The 26,300-nt window shown below is 63.6% G+C and carries 25 protein-coding genes; 17 read left to right on the top strand and 8 right to left on the bottom strand.

Annotation, left to right across the window (positions count from 1 at the left end):
- The 5 genes from LF599_RS17505 (at position 1) to LF599_RS17485 (ending at position 4,101) form a co-directional block, all read left to right on the top strand.
- Positions 1-411: a PaaI family thioesterase gene (locus LF599_RS17505; RefSeq protein ID WP_269940433.1), complete on the top strand. Its 411-nt coding sequence runs from the start codon at positions 1-3 to the stop codon at positions 409-411.
- Positions 412-478: 67 nt separating this feature from the next.
- Positions 479-913, top strand: a complete 435-nt coding sequence (locus tag LF599_RS17500; RefSeq protein ID WP_269940434.1) for a thioredoxin family protein — start codon at positions 479-481, stop codon at positions 911-913.
- A gap of 140 nt (positions 914-1,053) precedes the next feature.
- Positions 1,054-2,112, top strand: coding sequence for a hypothetical protein (locus LF599_RS17495; RefSeq protein WP_279521710.1), 1,059 nt, complete (start codon positions 1,054-1,056; stop codon positions 2,110-2,112).
- A 65-nt stretch (positions 2,113-2,177) separates the two neighbouring features.
- The gene (locus tag LF599_RS17490; protein ID WP_279521709.1) at positions 2,178-2,756 is read left to right on the top strand and encodes a flavin reductase family protein; all 579 of its coding nucleotides are present in this window, start codon (positions 2,178-2,180) and stop codon (positions 2,754-2,756) included.
- 4 nt (positions 2,757-2,760) lie between these two features.
- Positions 2,761-4,101 carry an SH3 domain-containing protein gene (locus LF599_RS17485; protein WP_279521708.1) on the top strand — a complete coding sequence of 447 codons (1,341 nt, stop codon included), beginning with the start codon at positions 2,761-2,763 and terminating at the stop codon, positions 4,099-4,101.
- Between the two features lie 58 nt (positions 4,102-4,159).
- On the opposite strand, the gene LF599_RS17480 is transcribed toward LF599_RS17485, so the two are convergent.
- Both LF599_RS17480 and LF599_RS17475 read right to left on the bottom strand, forming a co-directional pair.
- Entirely contained in the window at positions 4,160-4,390 is a 231-nt protein-coding gene (locus tag LF599_RS17480) for a helix-turn-helix domain-containing protein (RefSeq protein WP_269940437.1), read from the bottom strand.
- A 13-nt stretch (positions 4,391-4,403) separates the two neighbouring features.
- Positions 4,404-4,799, bottom strand: coding sequence for a DUF5675 family protein (locus tag LF599_RS17475; protein ID WP_279521707.1), 396 nt, complete (start codon positions 4,797-4,799; stop codon positions 4,404-4,406).
- A 154-nt stretch (positions 4,800-4,953) separates the two neighbouring features.
- Here LF599_RS17475 and LF599_RS17470 point away from each other — a divergent pair, with 154 nt between their 5' ends.
- Genes LF599_RS17470 through LF599_RS17460 form a run of 3 tightly spaced genes read left to right on the top strand, consistent with a single transcriptional unit; the run spans position 4,954 to position 7,126 of the window.
- Complete coding sequence (locus LF599_RS17470) at positions 4,954-5,700, top strand: S24/S26 family peptidase (RefSeq protein ID WP_279521706.1); 747 nt, start codon at positions 4,954-4,956, stop codon at positions 5,698-5,700.
- 25 nt (positions 5,701-5,725) lie between these two features.
- The gene (locus LF599_RS17465; RefSeq protein WP_269940440.1) at positions 5,726-6,712 is read left to right on the top strand and encodes a HEAT repeat domain-containing protein; all 987 of its coding nucleotides are present in this window, start codon (positions 5,726-5,728) and stop codon (positions 6,710-6,712) included.
- Between the two features lie 12 nt (positions 6,713-6,724).
- Positions 6,725-7,126 carry a hypothetical protein gene (locus LF599_RS17460; RefSeq protein ID WP_279521705.1) on the top strand — a complete coding sequence of 134 codons (402 nt, stop codon included), beginning with the start codon at positions 6,725-6,727 and terminating at the stop codon, positions 7,124-7,126.
- Positions 7,127-7,725: 599 nt separating this feature from the next.
- Here the strand turns inward: LF599_RS17460 and LF599_RS17455 are convergent.
- Positions 7,726-8,529 carry a 2-amino-3,7-dideoxy-D-threo-hept-6-ulosonate synthase gene (locus LF599_RS17455; protein WP_279521704.1) on the bottom strand — a complete coding sequence of 268 codons (804 nt, stop codon included), beginning with the start codon at positions 8,527-8,529 and terminating at the stop codon, positions 7,726-7,728.
- A gap of 225 nt (positions 8,530-8,754) precedes the next feature.
- On the opposite strand from LF599_RS17455, the gene LF599_RS17450 reads away from it, so the two are divergent.
- Entirely contained in the window at positions 8,755-10,005 is a 1,251-nt protein-coding gene (locus LF599_RS17450; RefSeq protein ID WP_279521703.1) for an EAL and HDOD domain-containing protein, read from the top strand.
- Positions 10,006-10,014: 9 nt separating this feature from the next.
- Positions 10,015-11,208 (top strand): amidohydrolase family protein, encoded by a 1,194-nt coding sequence (locus tag LF599_RS17445; protein ID WP_279521702.1) that lies wholly within the window; start codon positions 10,015-10,017, stop codon positions 11,206-11,208.
- Between the two features lie 12 nt (positions 11,209-11,220).
- Here LF599_RS17445 and LF599_RS17440 read toward each other — a convergent pair whose 3' ends face one another.
- Positions 11,221-12,090 (bottom strand): radical SAM protein, encoded by an 870-nt coding sequence (locus tag LF599_RS17440; RefSeq protein ID WP_279521701.1) that lies wholly within the window; start codon positions 12,088-12,090, stop codon positions 11,221-11,223.
- Between the two features lie 167 nt (positions 12,091-12,257).
- Between LF599_RS17440 and LF599_RS17435 the strand changes: the two genes are divergently transcribed.
- Entirely contained in the window at positions 12,258-14,696 is a 2,439-nt protein-coding gene (locus LF599_RS17435; RefSeq protein ID WP_279521700.1) for an ATP-binding protein, read from the top strand.
- A gap of 11 nt (positions 14,697-14,707) precedes the next feature.
- Positions 14,708-15,076, top strand: a complete 369-nt coding sequence (locus LF599_RS17430) for a response regulator (RefSeq protein WP_269940446.1) — start codon at positions 14,708-14,710, stop codon at positions 15,074-15,076.
- A 209-nt stretch (positions 15,077-15,285) separates the two neighbouring features.
- On the opposite strand, the gene LF599_RS17425 is transcribed toward LF599_RS17430, so the two are convergent.
- Both LF599_RS17425 and LF599_RS17420 read right to left on the bottom strand, forming a co-directional pair.
- Entirely contained in the window at positions 15,286-15,963 is a 678-nt protein-coding gene (locus LF599_RS17425; protein ID WP_269940447.1) for a CBS domain-containing protein, read from the bottom strand.
- A gap of 79 nt (positions 15,964-16,042) precedes the next feature.
- Positions 16,043-18,910 carry a hybrid sensor histidine kinase/response regulator gene (locus LF599_RS17420; RefSeq protein ID WP_279521699.1) on the bottom strand — a complete coding sequence of 956 codons (2,868 nt, stop codon included), beginning with the start codon at positions 18,908-18,910 and terminating at the stop codon, positions 16,043-16,045.
- Positions 18,911-19,161: 251 nt separating this feature from the next.
- Between LF599_RS17420 and LF599_RS17415 the strand changes: the two genes are divergently transcribed.
- From LF599_RS17415 to LF599_RS17395, 5 genes are all read left to right on the top strand, one after another.
- Positions 19,162-19,866 carry a MotA/TolQ/ExbB proton channel family protein gene (locus tag LF599_RS17415; protein ID WP_269940452.1) on the top strand — a complete coding sequence of 235 codons (705 nt, stop codon included), beginning with the start codon at positions 19,162-19,164 and terminating at the stop codon, positions 19,864-19,866.
- 9 nt (positions 19,867-19,875) lie between these two features.
- On the top strand, positions 19,876-20,292 hold the full coding sequence (gene tolR / locus LF599_RS17410; protein WP_279520658.1) for a protein TolR: 417 nt from the start codon (positions 19,876-19,878) through the stop codon (positions 20,290-20,292).
- Positions 20,293-20,310: 18 nt separating this feature from the next.
- A complete protein-coding gene (locus LF599_RS17405) occupies positions 20,311-21,777 on the top strand; it encodes a dienelactone hydrolase family protein (protein WP_279521698.1) in 1,467 nt (488 codons plus the stop codon).
- A 90-nt stretch (positions 21,778-21,867) separates the two neighbouring features.
- Positions 21,868-24,735 (top strand): PAS domain-containing sensor histidine kinase, encoded by a 2,868-nt coding sequence (locus LF599_RS17400; RefSeq protein WP_279521697.1) that lies wholly within the window; start codon positions 21,868-21,870, stop codon positions 24,733-24,735.
- A gap of 1 nt (position 24,736) precedes the next feature.
- Positions 24,737-25,417: a response regulator transcription factor gene (locus LF599_RS17395; RefSeq protein WP_279521696.1), complete on the top strand. Its 681-nt coding sequence runs from the start codon at positions 24,737-24,739 to the stop codon at positions 25,415-25,417.
- Positions 25,418-25,498: 81 nt separating this feature from the next.
- Here the strand turns inward: LF599_RS17395 and LF599_RS17390 are convergent, their stop codons facing one another.
- Positions 25,499-25,867 (bottom strand): Hsp20/alpha crystallin family protein, encoded by a 369-nt coding sequence (locus LF599_RS17390; protein ID WP_269940460.1) that lies wholly within the window; start codon positions 25,865-25,867, stop codon positions 25,499-25,501.
- 14 nt (positions 25,868-25,881) lie between these two features.
- The gene (locus LF599_RS17385; protein ID WP_279521695.1) at positions 25,882-26,295 is read right to left on the bottom strand and encodes an Hsp20/alpha crystallin family protein; all 414 of its coding nucleotides are present in this window, start codon (positions 26,293-26,295) and stop codon (positions 25,882-25,884) included.
- Positions 26,296-26,300: the final 5 nt, after the last annotated feature.

The following is a 26,300-nucleotide window of genomic DNA, read 5'->3' as shown; positions in this document are numbered from 1 at the left end:
ATGCCTGAAGCCTATCTCAAAGCGGTCCGCAAACAGGACCAGACCGTGAACAACCTCTTCACCTTCCTCGGCGTGGAGGTGGTGTCCATCGAACAGGACCACGCCGTGCTCAAACTGCCCTTCAAGCCGGAGCTGACCCAGGGAGCGGGCATGGTCGCGGGCGGCGTGCTGTCGACCCTGCTGGACGAAACCATGGCCCACGCCGTGCTCGGCGGCAACGCGCCCGGCGAACGGACCACCACCGTGGACCTGTCCGTCAGCTTCCTCCGCGCGGTCCGGCCCGGCTCGGACCTGACCTGCGAAGCCCGCGTGGTAAAGCGCGGCGGCCGCGTGCTGTTCGTCGAGGCCTCGGCCTCGTCCGGCGACCGCGAGGTGGCCAGGGCCACGGCCTCGTTCCTGCTCGTGGCCTGACGCAGCCCCTTGCCCAACGCCCCACGGTGATTATTCTTCTTCCGTAAGACAACTACGGAGGAATCCCATGACCACCGATAATAGACTCATCGTCTGCCCCCAGTGCGGGGCCGTAAACCGCGTGAACTCCGGCCGCGAGGCCCAGGCCGCCTGCGGCAAATGCGGCGGCAAGGTCTTCGAGGCCCAACCCCTCGAACTGGTCGGCTCCACCTTCGACCGCCATATCAACAAGAGCGACGTCCCCGTGCTCGTGGACTTCTACTCCCCCACTTGCGGCCCCTGCCTCATGATGGGCCCGCAGTTCGCCGACGCCGCCAAGACCCTGTTCCCCAAGGCCAGGCTGGCCAAAATCGACACCTCGGCCGAACAGGCCGTTGCCGCGCGCTACGGCATCCGCGCCGTGCCCACGCTCATCCTGTTCAGAAACGGCCGCGAAATCGCCCGGCAATCCGGCGCAATGGATGCGCGGGGCATTGCGGGCTGGGCCGGACAACACATCTAACGCACCGGGGCGTTCACCCCTCTTTCGGGAGGACCGGGACATCCGGTTCTCCCTTTTTTTCGCCCCCCGCCATCCTGACGCAGGGAACGCTTTTCCCGACCAACGCTTGACGGGAACGCGGGCAGGGGCGAAAACGGCATATGCTTCTGGATGTCCCATTTCTGCCCGACAACGACTACGTCGCTTTTTTGCTCGAACGGTCCGACCGGCTGGCCTCGGTCCACTTCTCCCTGTGCGACCCGCGCGTGTCCGACGCGCGACAGCGGACAGCCCCGGCCGGACTCGACGCCATCATCACCGGCCTGAACCGGCTTCCGGGCGTGGACAAGCTCCTGCTCATGAACAGCCGATTCCTCCACCCGGAACGGTATTTCGACATAAAATTGCTGGATGAGACGGCCGACCTGCTGGACAGGCTGACGGACGAGGCCGGGCTAACCGGAATCGTCTTTGCCGACGCCTATTTTCTCCAGGCATTGTCCGACGCCCGACCCGAAACGTGCAAACGGCTGGCCGCCGTGCCCAGCATCAACGCCATGCCGGATTCGCCCGCGCGCGTCTTCGCCCTGCTGGACATGATCGACCAGACCGCGTTCCGGCCCCCGACGCGACTGGTGGCGGACAGGGCGCTCAACCGCGACCCGGACGGCCTGAACTCCCTGGCCCACGGCCTGCGCGCCAGGCATAAGGATATCCGCCTGTTCCTCATGGCCAACGAGGGATGCCTGTACCAGTGCCCGTACAAGCCCGCCCACGACGCCCACGTCGGGCTGGTGGTGGAGGGGCTGTGTGGAGACCGGACCTTTGCGATGAACCGGGACTTCGGCTGCGTGCGGCGCATGATCGGGGAACCGGGGCTGATGCTCGCCTCGCCGTTCATCCGGCCCGAGGACGCTTGGCGGTACAAGGGGATCGCCCACGGACTCAAGCTGTGCGGCCGGAACCGCGGCGCGGCCTTTCTCCTGCGCGCGGCGGACGCCTACGTGCAAGGGCGTTACGACGGCAATCTTCTGGACCTCATGGACGCCATGGGCGACCTGGCGGACCGGGTGCGCATCCCCAACAGGAGCCTGCCAGCCGACTTTTTCGAGCGGGTCACGGCATGTGACAAGGCGTGCCGGACCTGCGGCCTGTGCGCATCCCTGGCCGAACGCATCGCCGAGCGCGTCGATCCCGGCCTGCCCGCGTACCGGCCCTGATTGTTTTCATTCCGCCGGGTTTGCCGTAGACTGCGAACCTGAATCGAATACAAGGAGCTTTGACAATGAAGAAATCCCTCGGTCCCAACACCCTGGCCCAGCCCACTCCGGTCTGGGCGGTGGGTTCCTACGACGAGGCGGACAAACCCAACGCCATGATCGCCGCCTGGGGCGGCATCTGCGGCTCGGACCCCGCCTGCCTGACCGTATCAGTGCGCCCGTCGCGCCATACCTATGCGGGAATCATGAAACACAAGGCGTTTACCGTATCGGTAAGCCCGGCCTATCTGGCCGCCGAAGCGGACTACCTCGGCATGGTCTCGGGCAGCAAGATCGACAAGTTCGCGGCCACGGGGCTCACCCCGGTTAAGAGCGACTGCGTCGACGCCCCGTACATCGGCGAATTCCCTCTGGTCGTCGAGTGCGAACTCAAGGAAACGGTGGATCTCAACGCGCACGTCATGCTCGTGGGCGAAATCAAGGACGTGAAGTGCGACGACGACAAGCTCGTCGACGGCAAATACCCTGACCCGGAAAAAGTCCTTCCGCTCATCTTCTCCCCCGGCACCCGCGCCTACCACACCGTGGGGGAAAAGATCGGCCAAGGCTTCAACATAGGCACAAAATATCTGAAAAAGGACTAACGCCATGCGCCGCGCCGCTTTCCTGACAATCCTCCTCGCGACCCTGCTTGTCCTAGGGACAGGATGCGCGGTGCGCCAATCCTCCGCGCCTCGACTTCCGCTTGTCCAGGACGCCGGAGCGTATCACGGACTGCCGGGAGACGCGCGGCTCATGAGCCCTGACATCCAGGCCGCCGCCTGGTCGGATTTCCTGGCGCGGCACTTCGACCCATGGGACCGGGTTCGCCCGGAATTCCCGGCGGAAAAGGTCTTCTGGGGGCTGACCGTCTTTGCGGACAGGCCCCTGTTCGGTGAAAACGTCCTCGCGCGCGGCCCGGAGTGGCTCGCCGCCATGGCCGACGCCTCGCGCGTGGGCGAATATCCGAGCCTGAGCAGACGCGCCGTGAGCGTGGTCAACACCTCCATGCGGGTTCTGCCCACGGACAAGCCGGTCTTTCTCGATCCCAGCCAGGCGGGCGAGGGATTTCCCTTCGATTACATGCAAAATTCCCTGGTCCTGGCCGGGACTCCGCTCTACGCCACCCACGAGAGCGCGGACCGGGCCTGGATTCTGGTCGAATCGCGCTTCGCCTACGGCTGGGTCAGGGCCACGGACATCGCCTGGGTGAACGACGGGTTCGCCAAACGGTTCCGCGCCGACACCTATGCGGCCGTTGTCCGGGACGGCGTGTCCCTGGTGGATCAGGACGGGATTTTCCGCTGCACAGGCGCCATCGGCGCCCTGCTGCCCCTGGCCGGTAACGCTCCCGGCGACGGGGACGCGGCGGACAAAGGCCTCACGGTCGTGGTCCCGGCCCGGGACGACCAGGGCAGGGCAGTGGTCAAGCTCGCCCATATCTCGCCCGGCGACGCGGAGCCGGCCCCGCTTCCGCCCACGCCCGACAACTTCGCTCGGCTGGCCGGACGCATGATCGGCGAGCCCTACGGCTGGGGCGGATTGTATGGCGACAGGGACTGCTCGGCCACGACCATGGACCTCATGGCTGCCTTCGGCATCTTCCTGCCTCGCAATTCAAGCCAGCAGGCCAAGCTCGGCTGGGTGACGCCTCTGGAACACGGCGATGAACAGGCCAAGAAGAACCTGCTGCTCGAAGAGGGCGTGCCGTTCCTGACCCTGGTGCGCAAACCGGGGCACATCATGCTCTACATCGGCTCGGAAAACGGCCAACCCGTGGTCCTGCACACCGTTTGGGGGCTCAAGACACGGCGCAACGGAGTCGAAGGGCGGGCGGTCATAGGCCGGACCGTCATCACCACCCTGGAGCCGGGGGCCGATCTGGAGGATCTGGCCCGGCCCGACGGGGTGCTCCTGAACTCGGTCAATTCCTTCAACACCCTGCCCTGACCTGGGCGCGCCCCGGCTCCCAACGCGCATGGCCGGTATCATTTTCCCCGATCGGCCGTCACATCGGCCCTCCGTCCGCGCGCTCCCGAAACACGTAATTGCTGATATGGCGGTCGCGCTGCTCGCGAATCCACCGCTGCAAATCCTCGGGCAGAGCGCGCCACGACCCCTTGTCGTCCCGCTTCCAGGCGGGCAGCCCCTTGTCGCGGACCAGTTCCGTGATGTTGCGAGGATTTTCTCCCACAGCCTCGCAAATCTCCTTCGCCCCTTTCAAACAGATATCCGACATGCCTTCCCCCGGCCTATTCCGCTATCTCGAACCGAAAGGCCCGCTCTCCGGAGCAGCGGTCCAGAAATTCACCGAATGCGACGCGGGAATCGAGAACGCCCCGCTCCGACCCGATCACGCCGAACCGCCTACCCAACAGGATGCACCCGCGCGTGTCCCGGGCCACATTGCCCGCATGGAACAGGATGTGGGTACGGCCCGGCACGTCGGCGACCTCGAACGTGCGGCCGAAAGCGGGCGATTCCACCCGGTTGCAGGTATAAGCCCCGGCCGGGATGCAAGACACCCCCACCCGATTGCCCCGCTCCGGCGGCTCAAGGGTGACGCAAAAGACCCTGCCATCCAGGCGAAGCACGCCAAAAGTCCCTTCCTCGCCCTTTTCCAGCCGCATTATGTCCACGTTTCTCATTGGGTAAAACTCCTTTATGTATTTTGACCAAACGCTTCAACGTGGCATAGTCAACTGTCTATTTGCTAGTCAACCATTTTTTGGTATTCTGTTTAGACATTTGCCAATTTTCGTGTATAAGGGTGCACAACCATTACAGAGAAAAGGGGAAGACATGGGATTCACCGACAACGTGCGCCAGGCGCTCCTCGACAGGATCGGACCAGGCAAACGCTACCCCAACAACAAGCGGATGGCGGACGAACTCGGGGTCGACCCGTCGCAGCTCAACCGTTTTCTCAAGCGGGAACGCGGCCTGAACAGCGACTCTCTGGGCCATATCCTGGACCGCGTGGGCGTGACTCTGACCTTTTGCGACGATCCCTCCGACGCCACCCGCGAAGTCTGCTTCCGGCCGCCCGACAAGGGACGGGCCGGGCCGGGCGCCCCCGGTCCCAAAGCGGACGATTTTCTGGCCGTGCCCCTGACGGCCCCCGTTGTGGCGGCTTCGGCCGGGCTGGTCCCGGAGGAGAGCGTGGAGGGGTGGGTCCTGGTCTGGCGACACCAAGAATCCATTCGTTTCCGCTCCAACCTGGTGGCCGTGGAGGTCATGCCCGGTGAACTGTCCATGGCCCCGACCCTGCATCCGGGCGACGTGGTCCTGGTGGACCGCGACGACCGCGACCCGTGTCCGGCGGGCAAGATCATGCTCGTCAGGGAGCCGCACGAAGGCGGGAAGACGCGCATCCGGCGCGTCAGCACCCGAAGGCTGGACGACGACGTGGAGCTGATCTACTACTCGGACGACAGCCGAGAGCACCCGCCAGCCACCTACAGACTGGGACGCGACTTCAGCGGGGACATCTCCCGCGCCATCGGCGGCAGCGTGGTCTGGGCGTGGAGCGACATGACCCGGAAATAGCCATTTATCATTGCAAGGAGGCCAGATGTTGGACTTTCGACATATTTCGGCGGCCCGCAGGCTCGTCCCGGTCCTGCTGATCGCCCTGGCCCTGGCCGGAACGACGGCGCACGCGGCAAGCGGCCCGGGCGCAAGCTCGAAAGGGTTGCGGCTGGCCGCAATGCTCGGCAGCCAGGACGCGGCCAAACGGGCCAAGGGGCTGTCGGCCCTGCGCGCGTGGGGACAGGAATCCCTGCCCGGCCTGCTCGCGGCCATGGAAGCCCCCTCCGCTGAAGTGCGACGCGGGGCGGTCATGGGAGCGGCCCTCCAGCCCGCGCCCGCGCTGGCCATGGAATCTCTGCTCAACGCCCTGGGCGATCCGGATGCGACAGTGCGTTCCCTGGCCGCCCACACCCTGGCTCGCCTCGGTCCACTGGCCGCGACCGATGTGGCCCGGCTCCTGGCCAGCCCGACCCACGACATCCGGGTTGCAGCGGCCCTGTGCCTGAGCCGCATGGGACCGGATGCCGTCCCTGCCCTGGCCGCGATGATGCGCCGCGACGACCCGCCGGTCCAGGCCAACGCCGCATGGCTCCTCGGCGGCATGGGAAGCGACGCCCTGCCCGCGGCCCCGGCCCTGATCCACGCGCTCGACACCGATGACACGCGCCTTATCCACGTCATTGCCGAAGCCCTGGACCTCATCGGCCCGGACGCAGCCACGGTCCTCCGGGAAATGACTCTGATCTCCGCCAGGGGAAACCGGCCTTTCTCGCGCATGGGCGCGGCCGCGGCCCCCACCCTGGTCAAACTTTTGTCCCGGCCCGGCACGCCCATGGGCCAAATGGCGTTGTTCACGCTGGCCCGCATGGGAGACCAAGCCAAACCGGCCCTGCAAGACGCCCTGGCCACCGGCACCGAGGGGCAGCGCGCCGCGGCGGCTCTGCTCCTGACCGGCATCGACCCGAACATGGCGCACACCCTGCCAGAAGACCTTCGCAGGACCCTTGGCGGCGCCATTCACCTGAACTGACATGGAGGCACCATGCCCGAACTTATTTACGCACTCATCTGCTCGGACCTGATAATCGACAAGGATTCGAGCTCCACCTCATTCATCCGCACCATCGAGCACGCGGTGGTGCCGGAATTCCCGGCAACCCTGCCGCCCATCTTCTTTGCCAGCCTGTGGGACCTGGAAGGGGCGGGTGACACCCCGTTCACCGTCTCCCTGACGCTGGTATCTCCGGGCGGCAAGGAACTGACCTTGGGGATGCAGGAAGTCACCCCCACCGGGACCATGCTGCACAAGATGAACTTCCATCTGCCCGGACTCAAGGTGGAAGGCGAGGGCAAGCACGTCCTGGCCGTGTCCGTCAAAGATGGCGAGGAATGGCAGGTCCGGACAAGACTTCCCCTTTACGTCTTCAAGAGTGTCGACCAGTAACAAAGCTGATCCGCAATGCAAAAGGCCGTTACATGCATAAACTATCTATGCATGTAACGGCCTTTTACTTTGTCTTATACAGTATTTTTGATTTACGTGGGCTTTTTTGGATTGCAATGCCCCATCCGTCACACCAAAATACCTTTTCAAAAGCAAAATCTTAAATTTTATTTAACTAATTTTTCAAAGTAAAATAGGACATTACATGGTAATTTTGTCAGATTTTACTGGACATTTCATGTCCCCATCCATACTGTTGCATCGTTCTTTCTATAAATATCGATTAACAAAATCACCCCTTGCAAAAGGGACGGTTTCTCCAGGGGGGAAAACATGAGTCTTGCAATGTTCTTACGGGCAGAGCGACGGGACGCGCTGCCCACAGTCGATGAGCTCCGGGCGGCCGGATTCGCCGTGTCCGCCGCCCTGAGCCCGGGTCAACGCCCGAACGGGACGGGAGAAAAAGACGACACGGCACCGCTTCGGGCCTCAAGCCCGCCGGACCGGGCCGGGCCGCCGCACCTTCCCGCTCCTGAACGACAAAGACCCTGACGCCGTTGGCGCCAGGGTCTTTGCTTGCTCCCCTTGTCTGCAGGAGCCTACAGGATATCCGAGTACCCCTGAATGGCCTCGTCCACCGAGGCGTTCTCGTGAACGATCCGATTAAGGACCTCCACCAGCCGGGTGGAATCGCGATGCTGAAAAACGTTTCGGCCCACGGAAAGCCCGGAACCGCCCGCGTCCAGAGAGGTGCGGACCATGTCCAGAAAGTCGCGGGTGGAATCCAGCTTGGCCCCGCCCGCGATGACCACGGGCACACCGGCGCATTCAACGACGCGGGCGAAACTTTCGGCGTCTCCGGTGTAGTTGACCTTGACCACGTCCGCGCCCAGTTCGGCGCCCACGCGGGCGCAATGGGCCACGGCGTCGGGATCGTACTCGTTCCCGACCTTGGGGCCGCGCGCGTAGATCATGGCCAGCAGCGGCATTCCCCATTCCTCGGCCGAGGCGGACACGCGCCCCAGATCGGTGAGCATCTGCCCCTCGGTCTCGTCGCCCAGGTTGACATGCACGCTGACGCCGTCCGCGCCCAGCCTGATGGCCTCCTCAACCGTTGTCACCAGCCGCTTCACGTTGGGGAACGGCGACAGGCAGGTGCCACCGGAAAGATGGACGATGCAGCCGAAATCGCGGCCCTGCATCCGGTGCCCGAGCTTGACCTGGCCCTTGTGGACCAATCCGGCATTGGCGCCGCCGGCCACCAGGTTGGTAACGGTGTCGCGCATCTTCTCCAACCCGGCGATGGGGCCCACGGTCACGCCGTGGTCCATGGGCACGATAATGGTCCGCATGGTGTTGCGGTTGAAAATTCTCTCCAGCCGAATGGCCTTTCCAATCTGCATGAATTACCTCGCTCCTGGCGGTTTGGGTCGGTTCGGTATCTGGCTCCACATAATACAGTACGGGTGAAGAGGAAAGTGGAATTCCTGTAACGGGGGAGCCTTGGCTCCGGCCGCTTTTTACGCGGAGTTGTTGACGAATGCCCCTCCAGAAACTATCCTAATATACCGTGCCGTTTCCCCGTGAACCGTCATGAAAGATCCGATTTTCTTCCAAAGGGGACGCAGATGACCGACGAGAAGACTTACGAACCCGTCTTCGTGGCCCGACAGCCCATATTCGACGCCCAGAACGAAACCTGGGGCTACATGATGCTTTTCCGCGACAGCGCGGACGCCGACCATGCCGTATTTACCGACAACTCCGAGGCGACCATGCGCCTGGTGGCCAACCTGCCCCTGTGCGACACGCCCGAGAACTGCCAGACCAGATTCCTGGTCCACTTCACTCCCGAGGCCGTGATTCGGGGCATTCCCCACGCCATCCCCTGGAACAACACCGTCATCATCCTCGAAGAGGCCGAAGACCCCGACGAGGCCCTTATCGTCGCGCTCGGGGATCTAATCCTCGACGGCTACGGGCTGGCGGTCAATAATTTCGAGGGCAAACCCGGCTGCGAACGGCTCGCCGAACTGGCGGACACCCTGCTCATCGATGTGGAGGGCAAGAGTCAGGCCGAGCTTGAGGCCATCGTCGCCCGAGGCAAGAAAACCGGCGCCACCCGCATGATCGCAAAAAAGGTGGAGAACTCCATGGAGCTGGAGAAGGCCAAAAACGCGGGCTTCCATCTCTTCCACGGATTCTTCTTCAAGCGGCCCGAAATCGAATCCGGCCGCAAGATCAGCTCGGCCAAGGCCACCCGGCTCAAGCTGTTCGAGATCATCGAAAAGGACGAGCCCAACTTCGACGCCCTGGCTCCGGCCATCGAGGCGGACGTGGCCATCAGCTACCGGCTGCTCAATTTCCTCAACTCCGCAAACTTCAGCTTCGCCACCAAGGTCACTTCCATCAAGCAGGCCGTGGTCCTGACGGGCTGGAAGCCCATCCGCAACTGGCTCAGGCTGATAATCCTGACTGATCTGACCCCCTCGGAAAAGACTCTGGAACTGGCCTACATCTCCGCCCACCGGGCCAAGCTCTTCGAAACCGCCGCCCTGGGCAGCGGGTACGAGGAGGAATCCGACACCCTGTTCATCGTCGGCCTGTTCTCCCTGCTCGACGCCATGCTCGACACGGCCATGAAGGAAATCACCAACCACCTGCCGGTGGACGATGAGGTCAAGGCCACCCTGTGCGGCCGCCGGACCAAATACACCCCGTGGCTCGACCTGGCCAAGGCCATCGAGGCCTCGGACTGGGACGAAGTGGGCACGCGCGCATCGGCCCTGAACCTACTGCCCGGCACCGTGGCCGTCAGCTACCAGCACGCCTTCACCTGGGCCGACGCCTTCTTCTCCTCCAAGCCCGGCGCGGATTAGCCCCGGGCCATGACCCTTTCCCGGCGCGAGTTCCTGACCCTTCTGGGCGGAACCGCCCTGCTCGCGCCCGGCGTCCATGCGTCGGCCTTCCCGTTGCGCGGCACCTACGCCCTCGCGGGCGTCGTTCATCCCGGCAGGGGCGCGCCCATGCCCGGCCACGCCGTGCTCGTCCGGGCCGGGCGCATCGAAGGCGTCGTCCCCGCCAAAACCGTGGCCGACCGTCCTATCCTTGCGCCCGAAAACGTTTCCATCCTGCCGGGCGTAATCAACGCCCACTGCCACACCCTGCACTCCGCCCGGGAGCGAAGGGAACGCTGGCTTCTCTGCGGCGTGACCTCCATCGGCGACGCGGCCTCGCCGCTCGACGCCCTGCCCGCCCTCCTCGATTCGCCGCCCGGCACAACGGCCACGGCCTCCACCTGCGGTCCCATGCTTTGCCCGCCCGGCGGCTATCCGCTGCCGATCCACAGCCCGAAACACGGCATGGTCGCGGCCACGCCGCGACAGGGCGCGGACGCGGTGAAACGGCTGGCGGATCTGGGCGTCACCCGCATCAAGATCGCCTTCGAACCCGGCGTCATGCCCGAGCCGTGGCCCCTGTTCGACCCGGCCACCGCCGCGGCCATCTGCGACGAGGCCCACAGGCTCGGACTGGGAGTGCGCTGCCATGTGGAGGATCTGTCCGGCCTGGGCCCGGCCCTGGACGCCGGTGTATCCGTTATCGAGCATGTGCCGCACCGCTGGAATGACCGGGGGCGCATCCGGTCCGTGCTGACCCCGGACGACGCGCCCGCGCCATACTATCTCGGCCTGCTCGAACGCATGGTCCGGGACGGGGTGACGATGACCCCGACCCTGGATGTGTTCACCCGCACTCCGTGGAACGGCCCCGCCTTATTCGAGCCGGTCCGCGCCTTTCACGCCATGGGCGGACGAATCGCGCTGGGCAACGATTTTCCCTACCGGCGGACAGAGGCCGGAATGCCCGTGCGCGAAATGCGCCTGCTCGCGCGGGCGGGGCTCGACAAAGCTGCCGTGCTGGAAGCGGCCACGGTCTCTGCCGCCGAGGTGTGCGGCTTCACGGACCGGGGCGTCATCGCTCCGGGCATGGCCGCCGACCTGCTCATGGTGCGCGGCGAGCCCGGCCCGGACGCGCTTAAAGACCCCCTGCACATTGTCAAGGAAGGGGTGTTCATCCGCTGAGAGGTGTGGAAATCAGAGCCGACGGACCGACTCGGACCTAAGAGAGGTCCGTCCCGCCAGGGCCTGGTCGATGCGCTCAAGGGCCTCGGCCTTTCCGGAGGGCAGCCGCACCTTGAGAGGCAGGTAATTGGAGGCGTGATTGGCCAGGAACAGCCCGCGCGTCAGGTCGATCCCGGCAAGCATCGCGCGCAATTCCAGCAGAATGCCGCGCGCATCCGGCAGCTCGAATTCGCCGCGCTCGGCCCGCTCGTGCAGCGGCGTGCCGGGCACGAGCATGAGGCTCAGGGCTCCGACCTGATCCGGGTCCATGCGCGTCAGAGCGCGGGCCGTCTCCACGGCGTGGATTTCAGATCGCGCCACCCCGCCCAAGCCGTTGATGACCGTGACGTTGAGCTTGAACCCGGCGGCCCTGGCCCGCCGCCCCTGGTCCACGATAAATGCCGCGTCGCCGTTCTTGCCCATGGCCCGGAGGGTCTCGTCATCGCCGGACTCCAGCCCCATGTAGACGATGCCCAGACCAAGCCCGCGCAATTCCTCAAGCTCCGCGTCGGTCTTGCGCTTCAGGCTCTTGGCGTTGGCGTAGGTGCCCACTCGGGTAACCCGGGGCAGATGCTCTCGGATAAGTGACAGTATTTCGACAAGACGCGCCTGGGGCAGGATCATGGCGTCCCCGTCGCACAGGAACACCCTCCGCTGATCGACGCAGTGCCGGGCGGCGTAAAGGATATCGGCGAGCACGGTCTCACGCGGCTTGATGGCGAACCGCTTGCCCTGATACGCTCCGCAAAAGGCGCACCGGCCGTGCGAACAGCCCAGGGTGACCTGAAGCAGTATGGACCCGGCCTCGCTCGGCGGTCGAATTATCATGCCCTGGTGATCCATGCGCGTCCTCCTTCAGGCCGACCAACGATACGGAAACCCCGGGAAATGGCAAGCGCGGGAGGGGAGAGCCGGAATTTATAATTACCCGGCGGGGGTTTCCCGTTGACCTGCCAGGCCTGGTTTTTTACTACTTATAAAAGAGACAATTAACCTACGCCCCAAACAGTATGCCCTTCAAGAAGAACCCTGCGCGCCCCACCTCCTACGTAGCCCTGGACGAAACCTCCAGGGCCCTGATGGATTCCTCGGTGGAATCCGCCTTTGTCATGGACGTGAGCGGATACGTGCTGGCCGCCAACGAAGCGGCGGCCAGGCTCTTCGACCTCAAGCCCGGCCAGACTCTCCAACGCTCCAACATCTACGACCTTCTGCCCGCCGAAGCCGCCGACTCGCGCCGGGCCAAAATCGAGGAAGCCATCCGCAGTGTGCGTTCCGTGCGCTTCGAAGAGGAGATCGGCGGCCGTTCCCTGGTCCACTCCATCGTGCCCGTGGCCAACCCCTGGGGCGAGGTCAACCGACTGGCCGTGCACACCCTCGACCTGACCAAGCTGCGCCGCACGGACGAGGACCTTCGGCGCGAACAACAGCGGCAGATATTCTTCATGGAGTCCCTGCCCGGCATCGTCTATCACCTCTACCCAGACCAGACCATCCGCTACGCCAACCGTTACTTCCGGCGGTATTTCGGCAGCCCGAGAAACCGCCAGTGCCGCGAGGCCCTGAACTGCTCCGGCAATGACTGCGGCATGTGCCCGCCCATGCAGGCCATGAACACCGACCAGGCCATGGAATGGGACTGGACCGACGACAGGGGACGGACCTTCCACCTGCAATGCAGCCCCATGACCGACTCCAACGGCGAGCGCATGATAATGGTGCTCGGCATCGATATCACCGCGAGACAGCGGGCCGAGGACGCCCTCAAAAAGGCCAGGGACAAACTGGAAGACCGTGTTCGGCAACGCACCCTGGAGCTGGAAAAGGCCAACGTGGAGTTGACCAGCAAATCCCAGCGGCTCGTCGCGGCCATGAAAAAGGCGGACGCGGCCACCCACGCCAAATCCTCGTTCCTGGCCAACATGAGCCACGAGATACGCACCCCGCTCAACGCCGTCCTGGGCATGTCCGAGCTGGCCCTGTCCATCGACGACAAGGACCGCAAGGACCGCTACCTTCACCGGGTCATGGAGGCAGGCAGCTCGCTCCTGTCCGTCATCAACGACATCCTCGACTTCTCCAAGATCGAGGCTTCCAAGCTCACCCTTGAGAGCATTGACTTCGCCCCGCGCCTGGCCCTTGAGGCCGCCATGGACCTGCACCTCATCGCTGCCGGGGAAAAGGGCCTCGAACTCGTGGCCGAAGTCGCCGACGACGTGCCCGAGGCGCTGGTGGGCGATCCTTCACGGCTGCGCCAGATTCTCAACAATCTGGTGGCCAACGCCATCAAATTCACCGACAGCGGAAGGGTGACCGTAAATGTCCGGTCCGCATCCCCCGCCCAGAACCTCGTTCCGGGCGACCCGATCACCCTGGAATTTTCCGTTACCGACACCGGGGTCGGCATCCCGGAAGACAAGCGGAAAGACATCTTCAAATCCTTTCTCCAGGCCGACGACTCCATCACCCGCAAGTACGGCGGCACGGGCCTCGGCCTGGCCATCTGCCAGCTCCTGGTGGATCTCATGGGCGGCGAGCTGTCCCTGCGGAGCGAAGAGGGCCGGGGCAGCACCTTCTCCTTCACCTCCGACCTCAAGGTGGGCGATCCCGCCGCCATGGAACGGGAACGCCGCGAGGCCGAAATCCCGACCCCGAGCATCCCGCCCATGTCCGTCCTGCTGGCTGACGACAACCCGCTCAACCGGGAGCTGGCCAGCACCCTGCTCACCGAGCAGGGACACCGCGTCCTGGCCGTGAAGAACGGCATCGAGGCCCTCAACGCCCTGCGCGAAAGCTCGTTCGACCTGGTGCTCATGGACATCCAGATGCCCATCATGGACGGCATCTCGGCCACCCGGGCCATTCGCGATCCCAACTCCGGAGCGACCGACCCGAACATCCCCATCGTGGCCCTGACCGCTCACGCCCTCAAAGGCGACCGCGAACGGTTCCTCGAAGCGGGCATGGACGATTACATCGCCAAGCCCATCAAGATGCGGGATTTCTACAACACCATCGCAAAAGCCATAAACGGCCGCCCAGCGATGCTCCCCGCCCAGGAAGAGGAACGCGGGCCAAACGCGCCGGCCAACCCCTTCGACAGGGAAAATGCCCTGGAAATGCTCGGAGGCAAACAGGACCTCCTCGCCCGCATGGACGAGATATTCCTTCGCGACGTGCCCCGAGAGCTCGACGAGCTGACCGACAGCTTCCGCGAGGGCGACTGGACCAACGCCAAACGGCTGGCCCACTCCATCAAAGGCGCGGCCCGCACCGTTGGAGCCCAGCGGCTCGGCGCCATTGCCGAACAAATGGAGTACCTCTGCCGCCAGAAGGACGCCTCCTCTGCCGAAAAGGAATTGAAAATTCTTGAATCCGACGTCCGGTCCGCGCTAAACTACATCGCGATTGTCCGCGGCCAAACAACGAACCCCCTCCCTGAAAGATAAAGGAGCAAACAATGAAAACCATACTCGTCGTCGACGATGCGCCCATGATTCGGGAGCTGCTCAAATCGGTTCTCGAAGCCGAAGGGTTTAACGTGATTGAGGCGGCGGACGGCGAAGAGGCCATCCATATCTGCCGCAAAACACCCATAGACCTTTCCATCATCGACATTTTCCTGCCGAAGAAGGGCGGTCTCCAGGTCATGGGCGAACTCATCAAGGCCGACAGCTCGCACAAATTCATCGCCATATCCGGCGGCGAAGCCTTCAACCCCGAAGCCATTGTCGAACTCGCCAAGGTCTACGACGTGCTCGACACCTTCACCAAACCCATCGACACCCGCCGCCTCGTCGAAGTCGTCCGCAACGCCCTGAACGACTAACCTCGACAAAACCGACAGGCATTTACCGCCGTCCGGAACCCGAAAGAAGGGGAGGGGGAACACCTTGCCAACAAGGCATTCCCCCTCCCCTTCTTTCGGGCCGTCATTCCCTTTCATTTTCCTGATTGTTCCGCATGAGCGGACGTGCCCGAAGACCTCCGTGACACGGATTCCCCAGGCGGTACGTCCTCCCGCAAGGGAGACGGCGACTATACCAGATCGACGGTAACGCCCTCGGCGACGTAGAAAAGCAGCGAATACTTGTGTTGAATGAGCTCGACGACCTCTTCCACGGACTTGTCGCCGAGGTCGGCCATGGAGACATAGGCGTTGCGGGAACCTGTCCGACCCGGGTCCACGGCCGTGAACACGCTGGTAAAGACGATACCCTCGGAACGCAGGTCACAGAGCAGGTCGGCCAGAGAGCCTTCGGAGCCGTCCATGCGGATGCCGAACTGCACGCCGCCCCGGACCGATCCGGCCGAGGCGCAGAGAAAACGGAGCACGTCGAGCTGGGTGATGATCCCCGCGAGGCGTCCGCCGTCCACCACGGGCAGGCCGCCTACCTTGTGCTTGACCAGAATGCCCGCAACCTCGGTCATGGCCGAGTCCGAAGGCACGGAGACCGGGTCCAGGGTCATGATGTCCCCGGCGGTGAGGGTGTATAGGCCGCCGCCGCTCTCGACCACGGCGTCGCCGGGGATGAACTTGGACGGCATGGCGTCGCGGATGTCCCGATCGGAAACGATGCCCACCAGGTTGCCGGCGCTGTCGATGACCGGAAACTGTCGAATGTTCTTTTCCCGCAGTATCTCGGCCGCGTCCAGCACCGAGGAATTCACTCCCAGGGCGATGACGTTGACCGTCATCCAGTCTCTGACCAGCATCGGCTACCTCCTGTACAGCGATTTCCGGAATGGAAACGGTGAACTATACCTACCTCGCAAGTCCGCAAATTGCAACGAATTACAGTCGCGCGGCCTCGGCCTCCACAGCGCGGACCAGGGCGTCGAAGAGGGGCAGGAGTTCCTTTACTCCCTCCCGAACTGCCCCCATCTCACCTGAATAGCAGTATTTTTCCAGCAAACGGGACAACTTGACCACATCCATGGCCAGCACATGGCTGGCGATGTTGGTAATGGAATGCAGAGCGTCGGCAGCAACCTGGGCGTCCATGGCCTCGATTCCCCGTTCAAGCTCCCCGCGTTTGGTCTCGGCCTCGACGAGGAAGAGATCGAGAATGTCCTTGAACAGTTCCATGTCGCCATGAAACCGTTTTTTCAGGCCATCCACATCGAGGGCTATCCCGATTCCGGCCTCGGGTTCCGGGGCCAACGGCGACGCGGCGCTGCGCCGGGCTTCCCCTCGTTCGGGCTTCCGGTCGGCCACGCAGCGGACAATGATATCGGAAAGCTCGTGCATGTCCACGGGCTTGCTGACGTAGCCGTCCATGCCCGCTTCGAGCATTCGCTCGCGGTCGCCCTTCATGGCGTAGGCGGTCAGGGCGATGATGGGGATGTCGCGGTCGAACAACCGGCCGTCGGACTCGCGGATGGCCCTGGTGGCTTCCAATCCGCTCATCTCGGGCATCTGGACGTCCATGAGCACCACATCGAAGGCCCGGCCCTCTTGCCGCAAAACCTCCAGGGCCTCGACCCCGTTCTCCGCCGTGGTCACGGCATGGCCGAACAGGGTCAGGAAATGGCGCAGATACTTCCGGTTCATGGAATTGTCGTCGGCGAGCAGAATATTCAGATGCACAGTTTTCGGAGAAAGGACCGCCTCCGGCTCCGCAACGGTTTCCGGCCCTCCGGCCAGTCCGAACCAGACGGAGAAGGTAAAGGTGCTGCCCTGTCCCTCGACGGACGACACGCCGATCTCACCGCCCATCATCTCGACCAATTGGCGGGAGATGGTCAGGCCGAGCCCGGTGCCCTGGTGTCTCTTGCGCCGCGAGCCGTCAGCCTGGGTGAAGCTGTCGAAGATCGCGTCGAGCTTGTCCTCGGGGATGCCTATCCCGGTATCACGAACCTTGAACCGCAGGCAGACGCGTCCGGCCTCGCGACGCAGGACGTCCACGGTCAGCTCCACCAGCCCGCGCGGGGTGAACTTGAGGGCATTGCCGATGAGATTCCACAGGACCTGCCCCAACCTGTCGGGGTCGCCGTTGAGCCGGGCGGGCACGTCGTCGGCCACGGAATGGCGGAAGGCCAGCCCGTTACGCTCGGCCTGCGGCCCGAAGGAGCGCACGCAGGTTTCCAGGGCGGTGCGAAGCGTGAAGTCCTCGGGCTTGAGCTCCATCCTGCCCGCCTCGATCTTGGAGATGTCCAGAATATCGTTGATGATGTTCAGCAGGGAGTTGCCCGCGTCGCGGATCATGTCCATATGCTCCCGCTGTTCTCCTGTCAGCCCGGTGGTGAGCATCATCTCGGTCATGCCGAGGACGCCGCTGATGGGGGTGCGGATCTCGTGGCTCATGTTGGCCAGGAACATGGACTTGGCCATGCTCGCCTCACGCGCGGCCTTGGAGGCTTCTTCGGCGGATCGGTTCGCCTCCATGAGCTCGCGGCTCATCTCGCCGTGATGAATGGCCGAGCCAAAGAGGTTGGCGGCCAGCATCATGGACTCTATCTCCACGGGCAGCCAGTCCCGCTCGCTTCGGTGCTCGCTCAGCCCCATAACGCCCCACAGGGTGCTCCCGGCGAAGACCGGCACTATCATGACCGACTTGGCTCCGGTGGCCCCGAAGGCATCCCGGTCCTGTTTGCGGAAATGCCTCACGTGCCCGGCGACAACCTTCCGCTTGAGCATGGCCCCGCGCCAGGCGCAGTAGTCGGGCAGGATGGACAGGTCCAGTTTGCCGGATTCGCCGCGAAGGGGCTTCAGCCAGTCGACGCCCCACTCGCTGTGCAGGATCGGGTCCTCCACGTCGTCCGATCCGCACCTTTCCAGCAGGTAAATGCGGGTCACGTCCACGACCTTGCCGAGCTTGGCCAGGGCCTCGGACACGCCCTTGTTCCAATCGGCGTCACGCAGAAAACGGCTGGCAAAATTAGCCAGCACCTGAAGAACGGCGTCACGCTTGAAGAGAAATTCCTCGAAATCCTTTTGCAGGGAGACATCGCGGGCCATGCCCCACACCCGGACGACGTCCCCGCCCGGGCCCAGCTCCACTTCCCGGTTGACGCGCAGATGACGGACCTTTCCCGCGGCGTCCATCACCCGGTACTCGAAATCCAGAGGCCATCCCTGATCGAAGGTGGCCTCCACGGCCCGGTCGAAGACCTCCAGATCCTCGGGATAAACATGTTCGCGCAGACCGGAAAGCCGACGGCCCGGCTCCGCGTCCGGCCCAAAGATGCGGCGCAGCCCGCCGGACCAGCGGATATCGCCGTCCGCCTCCATGATCCATCTGCCGAAGACGCCGGTGCGCTCCATCCAGTCGAACTGGGAACGCTCGGCCGTCAGTTCCGCCTCAAGGGCCAGACGGTCCTCCAGATGACGGATGCAGCGGGCCAGACAGCCGGGGGTATCCTCTCCCAGCACAAAGCAGTCGAACGCCCCCCTTGCCAGGGCCTCGTTCTCGCCGCCCGGACCGCCAAGCAGCACGACGGCCTGCCGTCCATACTCTCTGCGGACACGTTCGACGGCGCGGGGCCAGGACTCGTCGTCCGGGTCGGGCGCGAGCATGACAAGATCCGCGTCGTCCTTCTCCAAACGAAGCACGCCCCGCGAAACGGACTCCAGACGCGCCACGGTACGCTCATGGCCGCCGGGGAGCAGATCAAGGTCACGCAGGTCCGCATCCTTGCCCGCCAAAATCAGAATTTTCACACAACGCCTCCGCAATACCCCACGGATCATGAACAGTTTCCGCCGCCCAATTCTGTCCTTACGCCAAAAAGCGGACGCGGGACAAGCTTATACCGCTCCCCGCGCCAAGCGGCCTCAATGCTGACTGCAACCGTCTGAAAAGACAGTCCTTCCAATTTGCGCCCCCCTTGCTTTCTAACCGAACGGGGTTTACACATGGTAAAGGCCCCCTCTCAACGGAATATTTCCGAAGGAAAACCGAAGGTGAAATCATGAATTTTCTGCCCGACAACGACATCCTGACCCTGCTTTCCGGGGCGACCCTGGCGGTCAAGCTGGTCATGCTCTTCCTGGGGTGCATGTCCCTGTGGAGCTGGACCATCATCTTCCTCAAGTTCTTCACCATCGGCACGGCCCGCAAGCGGGTCATCAGCGGTTACGACGCGTTCATGGCCGCAGGCGATCTGTCCAAGGGCATCAAGCAGTTGGGCGACAAGAGCGATTCGCCCCTGGCCCGGGTCTCCTCGCTGGCCGTGAAGGAATTCCGCCAGCTCGAAAAGGCGGACGTCAACCGGGAGCGCAGACGGCTCCTGGTCAAGGACACCCTCCGGCGCGTGCTCAAGCAGGGCATTTCCAAGGAGATGCGCGGCCTGACCCGCAACCTGCCGTTCCTGGCCACCTGCGCCAACGCGGCCCCGTTCATCGGCCTGTTCGGCACGGTTTGGGGCATCATGCACTCGTTCCACTCCATCGGGCAGGCGCAGTCCGCGGCGTTGGCAACGGTCGCGCCGGGCATCTCCGAGGCTCTCGTCGCCACGGCCATCGGCCTGCTCGTGGCCATCCCGGCGACCATTTTCTACAACTATTTTCTCGGCAAGCTGAACGAGGTGGAGTCCGGCATGGTGGATTTCGCCGGCGCGTTCCTGAACCGGGCCGAACGTGAAATCGCCTGGGCCGACAAGCCCGAGCGCCACTAGGAGTCGGTCATGGCGATCAAGACCGGCGGCGGGTTTCTCAACGAGATCAACGTCACGCCCTTCGTGGACGTGATGCTGGTGCTGCTGATTATCTTCATGGTCACGGCTCCGCTCATGACACAGGGGGTCGAGGTGGACCTGCCCGCGACACGGACGGTCCGCAACCTGCCGCAGGATTCCGAACATCTGGTCCTGACCGTGAAAAAGGACGGCAACATCTTTCTGGACGAGTACAAGGTAAGCCTGGACGAGCTTGAGGAGCACCTCAAGCGGCTGGTGGCCACCCAGAAGAAGCAGCTTTTCCTGCGCGCGGACCGGGAGGTGCCCTACGGCACGGTGGTTCAGGTCATGGGCGAAATCAAGGCGGCGGGCATCGACAAGCTCGGCATCGTGGCCGAAGAGCCCAAGCCGGACAAGAAAAAGTAGGGAACGGGACAGAACGACATGCAACGGACGCTGAGCTGGACACTCTCCATCCTCTTTCATGCCGTGGTGGCGATGGGGCTGCTTCATTCCGTGAACCTGCCGCCCCTGCCCGAGATGGAGCTTATGGAAGTGGAGTTGACCGACATCCAGGAGCCTGAACCGATCATTCCCATGCCCGCGCCCGCCCCCGCTCCCGAACCGCCAGCGGCGCAGCCGCCCCCGGAGGAGCTTCCGGCCGCCGCGCCCCTGCCCATGGACAAGACCGTGGTCCTGGACGACGCGCCGCCCGAGCCCGCTCCCGCTCCCGAACCCGAGCCCGCTCCGGAGCCGGAGCCAGAACCCGAAGTGGTGGAGATCAGCCCGACCAAGACCCTGCCGCCCGAAAAGACAGCCGAGGACGGCCTGCCCGAAAAAATTTACGTCCGCAAGGACAGCACCGTGCACAGGGGAGCCGAAGCCCGTTTCGGCCGGGCCTTGATGGGCGATTACTTTTCCTATTCCGCACAGGAGTTCTCCGGCCAGTTCCGGACCAAGGACGACCGGGTCATCTCCATCATCGACGCCCGCAACACCAAGTACGGGCGGTTCCTGATCTACGACTCCAAGAACAAGACCCTGCGCCGCCTGAAGCAGGCGTTCGGCAAGTACGTCTACACAATCGGCCCCTCCGCCTATGCAGACGAGCCAGTGACGGGGTCGGTCACCTTCCTGGCCAAGAACGACCGTATCGAACGGTTCATCCTGGTCACCGACGAGGACCGCATCGCGCACTATCCGGTCAAGGTGCACGTGCGCGAGGAGGAGGTCTCCTTCGACGGCCCGGCCGGCCCCATCGAGGCGCGCCTTTCCCGCCCGCCCTACGACGAGGGCCATGCGGGCGTGGTGGTCGTTCACGGGCCGGAATGCGCCGATCCGGGCCTTGTCCAGGCGTTCACCCGGACCCTGTCCATGCACGACCTGTCCGCCCTGACCTTCACTCCGCGCGGATGCGCCGCCGAACAGCCCGCTCCGGCCGGTCCCGGGGAACTGATCGAGGACACCTCGGCCGCCTACGGATTTCTCAAGGCCCACCCGTCCATCGGCGCGGACAAGGCCGGGATATGGGGAGCCGGGCCGGGCGTGCCCGCCGCGCTTCAAGCCGCCGAACAGGCATCGCCTCGTTTCCTGATCTGTATGCTCACCGACGGACTGACTCCGGCCGACCTGCCGAACCGGAAGACCCTGGCCCGTCTCGAACCGCCCGTTCTCTGGCTCGTCACCGGCCGGGAAACGGCGAAGTGGCGGTCCCTTGTCCGAACCCTCGAATCCCTGCGCGACCAGGAGAAACGTCCCTTCACCATTGTCGTGGCCCCGGCCAAGACAAGCCGGGAGGTCCTCGAAGCCGAGGGCGGGCAATCCTCCTGGGTCGAGCAGGTGGCCGACGATCACGCCTCTCTGGCCGTGTCCTGGATAAACAGTCTGGACCGGCCCAAGGCGGAGCAGTAACCGACCGCGCCTTCCATTCGGGTTGCGAATACGTTAAGATGCATTCGTCGTAGAGGCCCATACCCACCACAATCAGCAATCGGACGCCCCGTGAAGCCCCACCGCGAACCGATACCTCGCCCAGACCCGGAAACCCGGGAGCGTCTGCTCGACTTCACCCCCGGCATGTTCCGCCGTCTGGTGGAGGCCTCCGGCATGGCGGTATCTGTTCACGACAAGAACCTCTTCCCCGTATGGGGCAACAACGCCTATGCCCGGCTATGGGGCTACTCCATCGAAGAAATTCTGGACAACCACCTGGACGAGAAGCACATCCTGCCCGCAGAGACCCTGGACCTCTACTGGAACGTTGTGCTGCCCACGGTCCGGCAGGGCAACCGGTGGGAAGGCGAATACGTCATCCGGTCCAAAGACGGGACCCTGCGCTCGGTCAAGGGCTGGTTCGATCCCGTCACCGACGAGTCCGGAGAAATCACCCACGTCATTTCCATCAAGCAGGACCTGTCCGACCTCATCCGCATCCGCGAGGCCCTCGGAACGGCTCAGAAGAGTCTGAAATTCATATCCGAAAGCACCAGCGACATCTTCTTCCGCCTGAACCTGCACACCGGCCTGTACGATTACCTCAGCCCTTCCGTGGTACGGTTTTCCGGCTACTCCGTGCAGGAATACCAGGACAATCCCATGCTCCTCCAGCAGATCGTCCACCCCGACTGGCGCGACTATCTGGACGAGGTCCTGCAGGAACTGCTCGAAGGCAAGGTCCGCGATGAATACGTGTTCCAGTTCATCCACAAGTCGGGCGAAGTGTTCTGGGCCAGCCAACGGCACATCCTGCTTCGGGACAAACACGGCCACCCCGTGGCCGTGGAAGGCATCGCCACGGACATCACCGCGCGCAAACGCGCCGAGGAGCGTCTCCGGGCAAGCGAGGAGAAATACCGTTTCCTGGCCGAAAACACCGCCGACGCCATCTGGACCATGGACGACGACTACTGCATGGTCTACGCCACGCCGTCCATCAAGGACATCAGCGGCTACACGCCGGAAGAAGTGCAGGGCCGCCCGCTCCGGGAAATGGTCGCCGAGAAGTCCATCCCCAGGCTGGAGGAAGCGTTGAACCGGCGCAGGGAAGCCGAGGCCGAGGGGGATTACGCCCTGGTCAGCAACCTTGAGCTGGAGCACATCCACAAAAACGGCCGGACCTTCTGGGCAGAGACCGTGATTAAGCGGCTGCTCGACGACAAGGGACGCCCCATCGGATTCCAGGGCGTGTCCAGGGACGTCACCATCCGCCGGGAGGCCGGGGCCGCCGTGGCCGCCAGCGAAGCCCGCTTCCGCACCCTGTTCGAGGACTCCCCCATATCCCTGTGGGAGGAGGACCTGACCCGGCTCAAGTTCTACCTGGACGGGCTCAAGGAGCAGGGCGTCACCGACTTCCGGAACTATTTCTACGAGAACCCCGAATCACTGGCCAAGTGCGCCTCGCTGGTCACCGTGGTTGACGTGAACAAGGCCACCCTGTCCCTGCTCGGGGCGACCTCCAAGGACGAGTTGCTGGGCAACCTGGACAAGGTCCTGACCGACAGCTCCATGGCCGCCTTCACCGAAGAGATCATCATGCTGGCCTCGGGCGGCCGGGAATACTGCGGCGAGATCGCCAACCGCACCCTGGACGGCGACACTATCTGGGTCATGGTCCACTTCTACGTCCCGGACGAGTATCAGGAGACCCTCTCCCGCGTCATCGTCTCGCTGCTGGACGTAACCCCGAGGCGACGGGCCGAAGAGGCCCTCATGGATTCGGAGGAGCGCTACCGCGTGCTGGCCGAGAACTCGCAGGAAGGGGTCATCGTCACGCAGAGCGGTTCGGTCCGCTACGTCAACAGGTCCATGATGCGCATCACGGGCTACACGGCCGACGAGCTTGAAGAACTGAATTTCGCGGACATGGTCCACCCCGACGACCGGAACGAGCACACCCCGAGGCTCGCCCGGCTCGGCACGGGCAAGGACAAGACCCCGCTGGGCTTCTTTCGCATATTGACCAAGAGCGGCGGAACCAAATGGGTGAACATGAACGTCAAGCCCATCATGTGGGGCGGCCGCGACGCGCTGATGTTCATCCTGACCGACATCACCCGGTACAAGGCACTGGAATCGGAACTGCTCATCGCCCACGCCCAAATGGAAAACCGGGTCCGCAAGCGCACGGCGGAGCTGTCAAAAACCAACGTCCGGCTCAAGGCCGTTGCCGAGGAGCGCGGCCAGGCCCAGGAACGCATCCAGGCCCTGACCCAACAGCTCATCCGGGTGCAGGAGGACGAACGCCAGCGCATCGCCCGGGACCTGCACGACAACGTGGCCCAGGACCTGTCCTCGATCATGCTCAAGATGGAGACCCTGTTCGACGGCCACCCGGATGCCGACCCGGAGCTGACCGGGCGAGGCCGGGCCGTGACCGAAATCCTGCGCCACTCCATCGCTTCGGTCCGGGAAATTGCCTACGGCCTGCGGCCTCCGGCGCTGGATCAGCTCGGTCTGGTCCAGGCTCTGGACAACCTCTGCCATGAGGCGGGAAGCCGATATGGGTTCGACGTTGACTTTTTCTCCACCGGAATCGAGAATATTTCCTTGGACTTCGACGTGGAAATCAATCTCTACCGAATGGTTCAGGAAGCCGTCAGGAACATCTGCCGACACGCCCGGGCCACACGGGCGGTGATCCGGCTGGTCAAAAGCCACCCGGACATCCTCATCCGCATCGAGGACAACGGCCGGGGGTTCTTCATGAAGGAAAGCCTGGCCAAGGCCGACGCGGATAAACGCATGGGCCTTCGGAGCATGGAGGAGAGAGCCCGCCTCATCGGCGGCTCCATGGAGATCCAGACCCTGACCGGAACCGGCACGCGCATCCTCTTCAAGGTTCCGATCGAAAGCGCGAGGAGACACGGATAGCATGAGAGCAAATATCTTGGACATCATGATCGTCGACGACCACCCCCTCTTCCGGGAGGGGCTCAAGACCATGATCAGCAGGGATGAACGTTTCGCGGTCTGCGCGGAAGCGGGCACGGGCTGCGAGGGCGTCACCCTGGCGCGGACCCACCGGCCCGACATCGTCCTGGTTGACATCTCCATGCCGGACAAGAGCGGCATCCAGATGATCCGCGAACTCAAGGACGAGCTGCCCCAGACCCGGTTCGTCATCATTTCCATGCACTCCGAGGCCGACTACATCATCGAGGCGTTCCGGGCCGGAGCCACTGCGTACATCATCAAGGAGTCCGCCGCCGGGCAGCTCATCAAGGGCCTCCACACCGTGGCCAAGGGCAACATCTTCCTGGACGGAGCCCTGTCCCAAGAGGTTGTCTTCAAGCTGCTCCAGACCAAGGACGAGGCCGACGACGGCCAGGACGACCCCTACTCCACCCTCACCCCGCGCGAGCAGGAGGTCATGCGCATGCTCGCCGAGGGGCTGACCGCCAAGGGCGTGGCCGAACAATTGTTCATAAGCCCCAAGACCGTGGAGAATCACCGCACCAACCTGATGAAGAAGCTCGGACTCAAAAGCTCGGTGGAGCTTGTCCGCTACGCCGCCCGGCTGGGGCTCATCGACATAGAGACCTGGGCCATCTGACGCCTTTGCGACGCCACAAGGAAGGGCCCCCGGCAACCTGAGTCGCCGGGGGCCCTTTTTCATGTAGGATGGCTGATGGAACTATTGCGCTTCGATACTGATCCGTTTGGGCTGGACCTTCTCCAGCTTGGGCAGGAACAGTTCCAGGACTCCGTTTTCCACGGAAGCCTTGATGCGTTCGCGGTCCACGATGTCGGAGATGGAGACCGAGCGGATGTATTCGCACCCGCCGAACTGCATCTCGACGAACTTCTCGCCCGGGACCGGGCACTGGATCGAACGGCCCGTGACGGTCAGCTCGTCCTCTTCCAGGTCGATGGACATATCCTCCTTGCTCACGCCGGGCATATCCATGAATATATGGAAGCCGTCCTCGCGCTCCAGGATGTCCGTGGCCGGACGGAAGCGGGTCAGCTCCTTGCGTTCCTCTTTCTTCACGACTTCACTCATGACACCCTCCTTGATTAGGCAACGTCGATGCTGATGGTGCGCGGCTTGACCTCTTCGGACTTGGGCAGGGTCACGGTCAGAACGCCGTCCTTCATGGCGGCGGTCACCTTTTCCCTGTCGACCGGCACCCCAATGTTTATAACCCTGTGGAAAACACCGCTCGGACGTTCCTGTCTGTAGAACTTGCCTTCCGGGGCGGTCCGCTCTCCCTTGATAACCAACGTCTTGTCGGTCAGGGTCAGCTCAACATCGTCGATGGTCACTCCGGGCACTTCCGCGCGGACGTAAATGTTCTCCTCGTCGTTGCTCAAATTGAGCGGGGGGTAGGCCAAACGCCGGTCGTCGCCCATGGGAGATCGCAGAAACTCTTCAAAGACGCGATCCAACCTGGACGGGAAATTATAAAGCGTATTGAAATCGATAACCATGAACG

Source organism: Pseudodesulfovibrio thermohalotolerans, assembly GCF_021353295.2.
Classification (GTDB): Bacteria; Desulfobacterota; Desulfovibrionia; order Desulfovibrionales; family Desulfovibrionaceae; genus Pseudodesulfovibrio; species Pseudodesulfovibrio thermohalotolerans.
The sequence above is the reverse complement of the archived record's forward strand: the minus strand, read 5'-3'. Positions and strand labels throughout refer to the sequence as shown.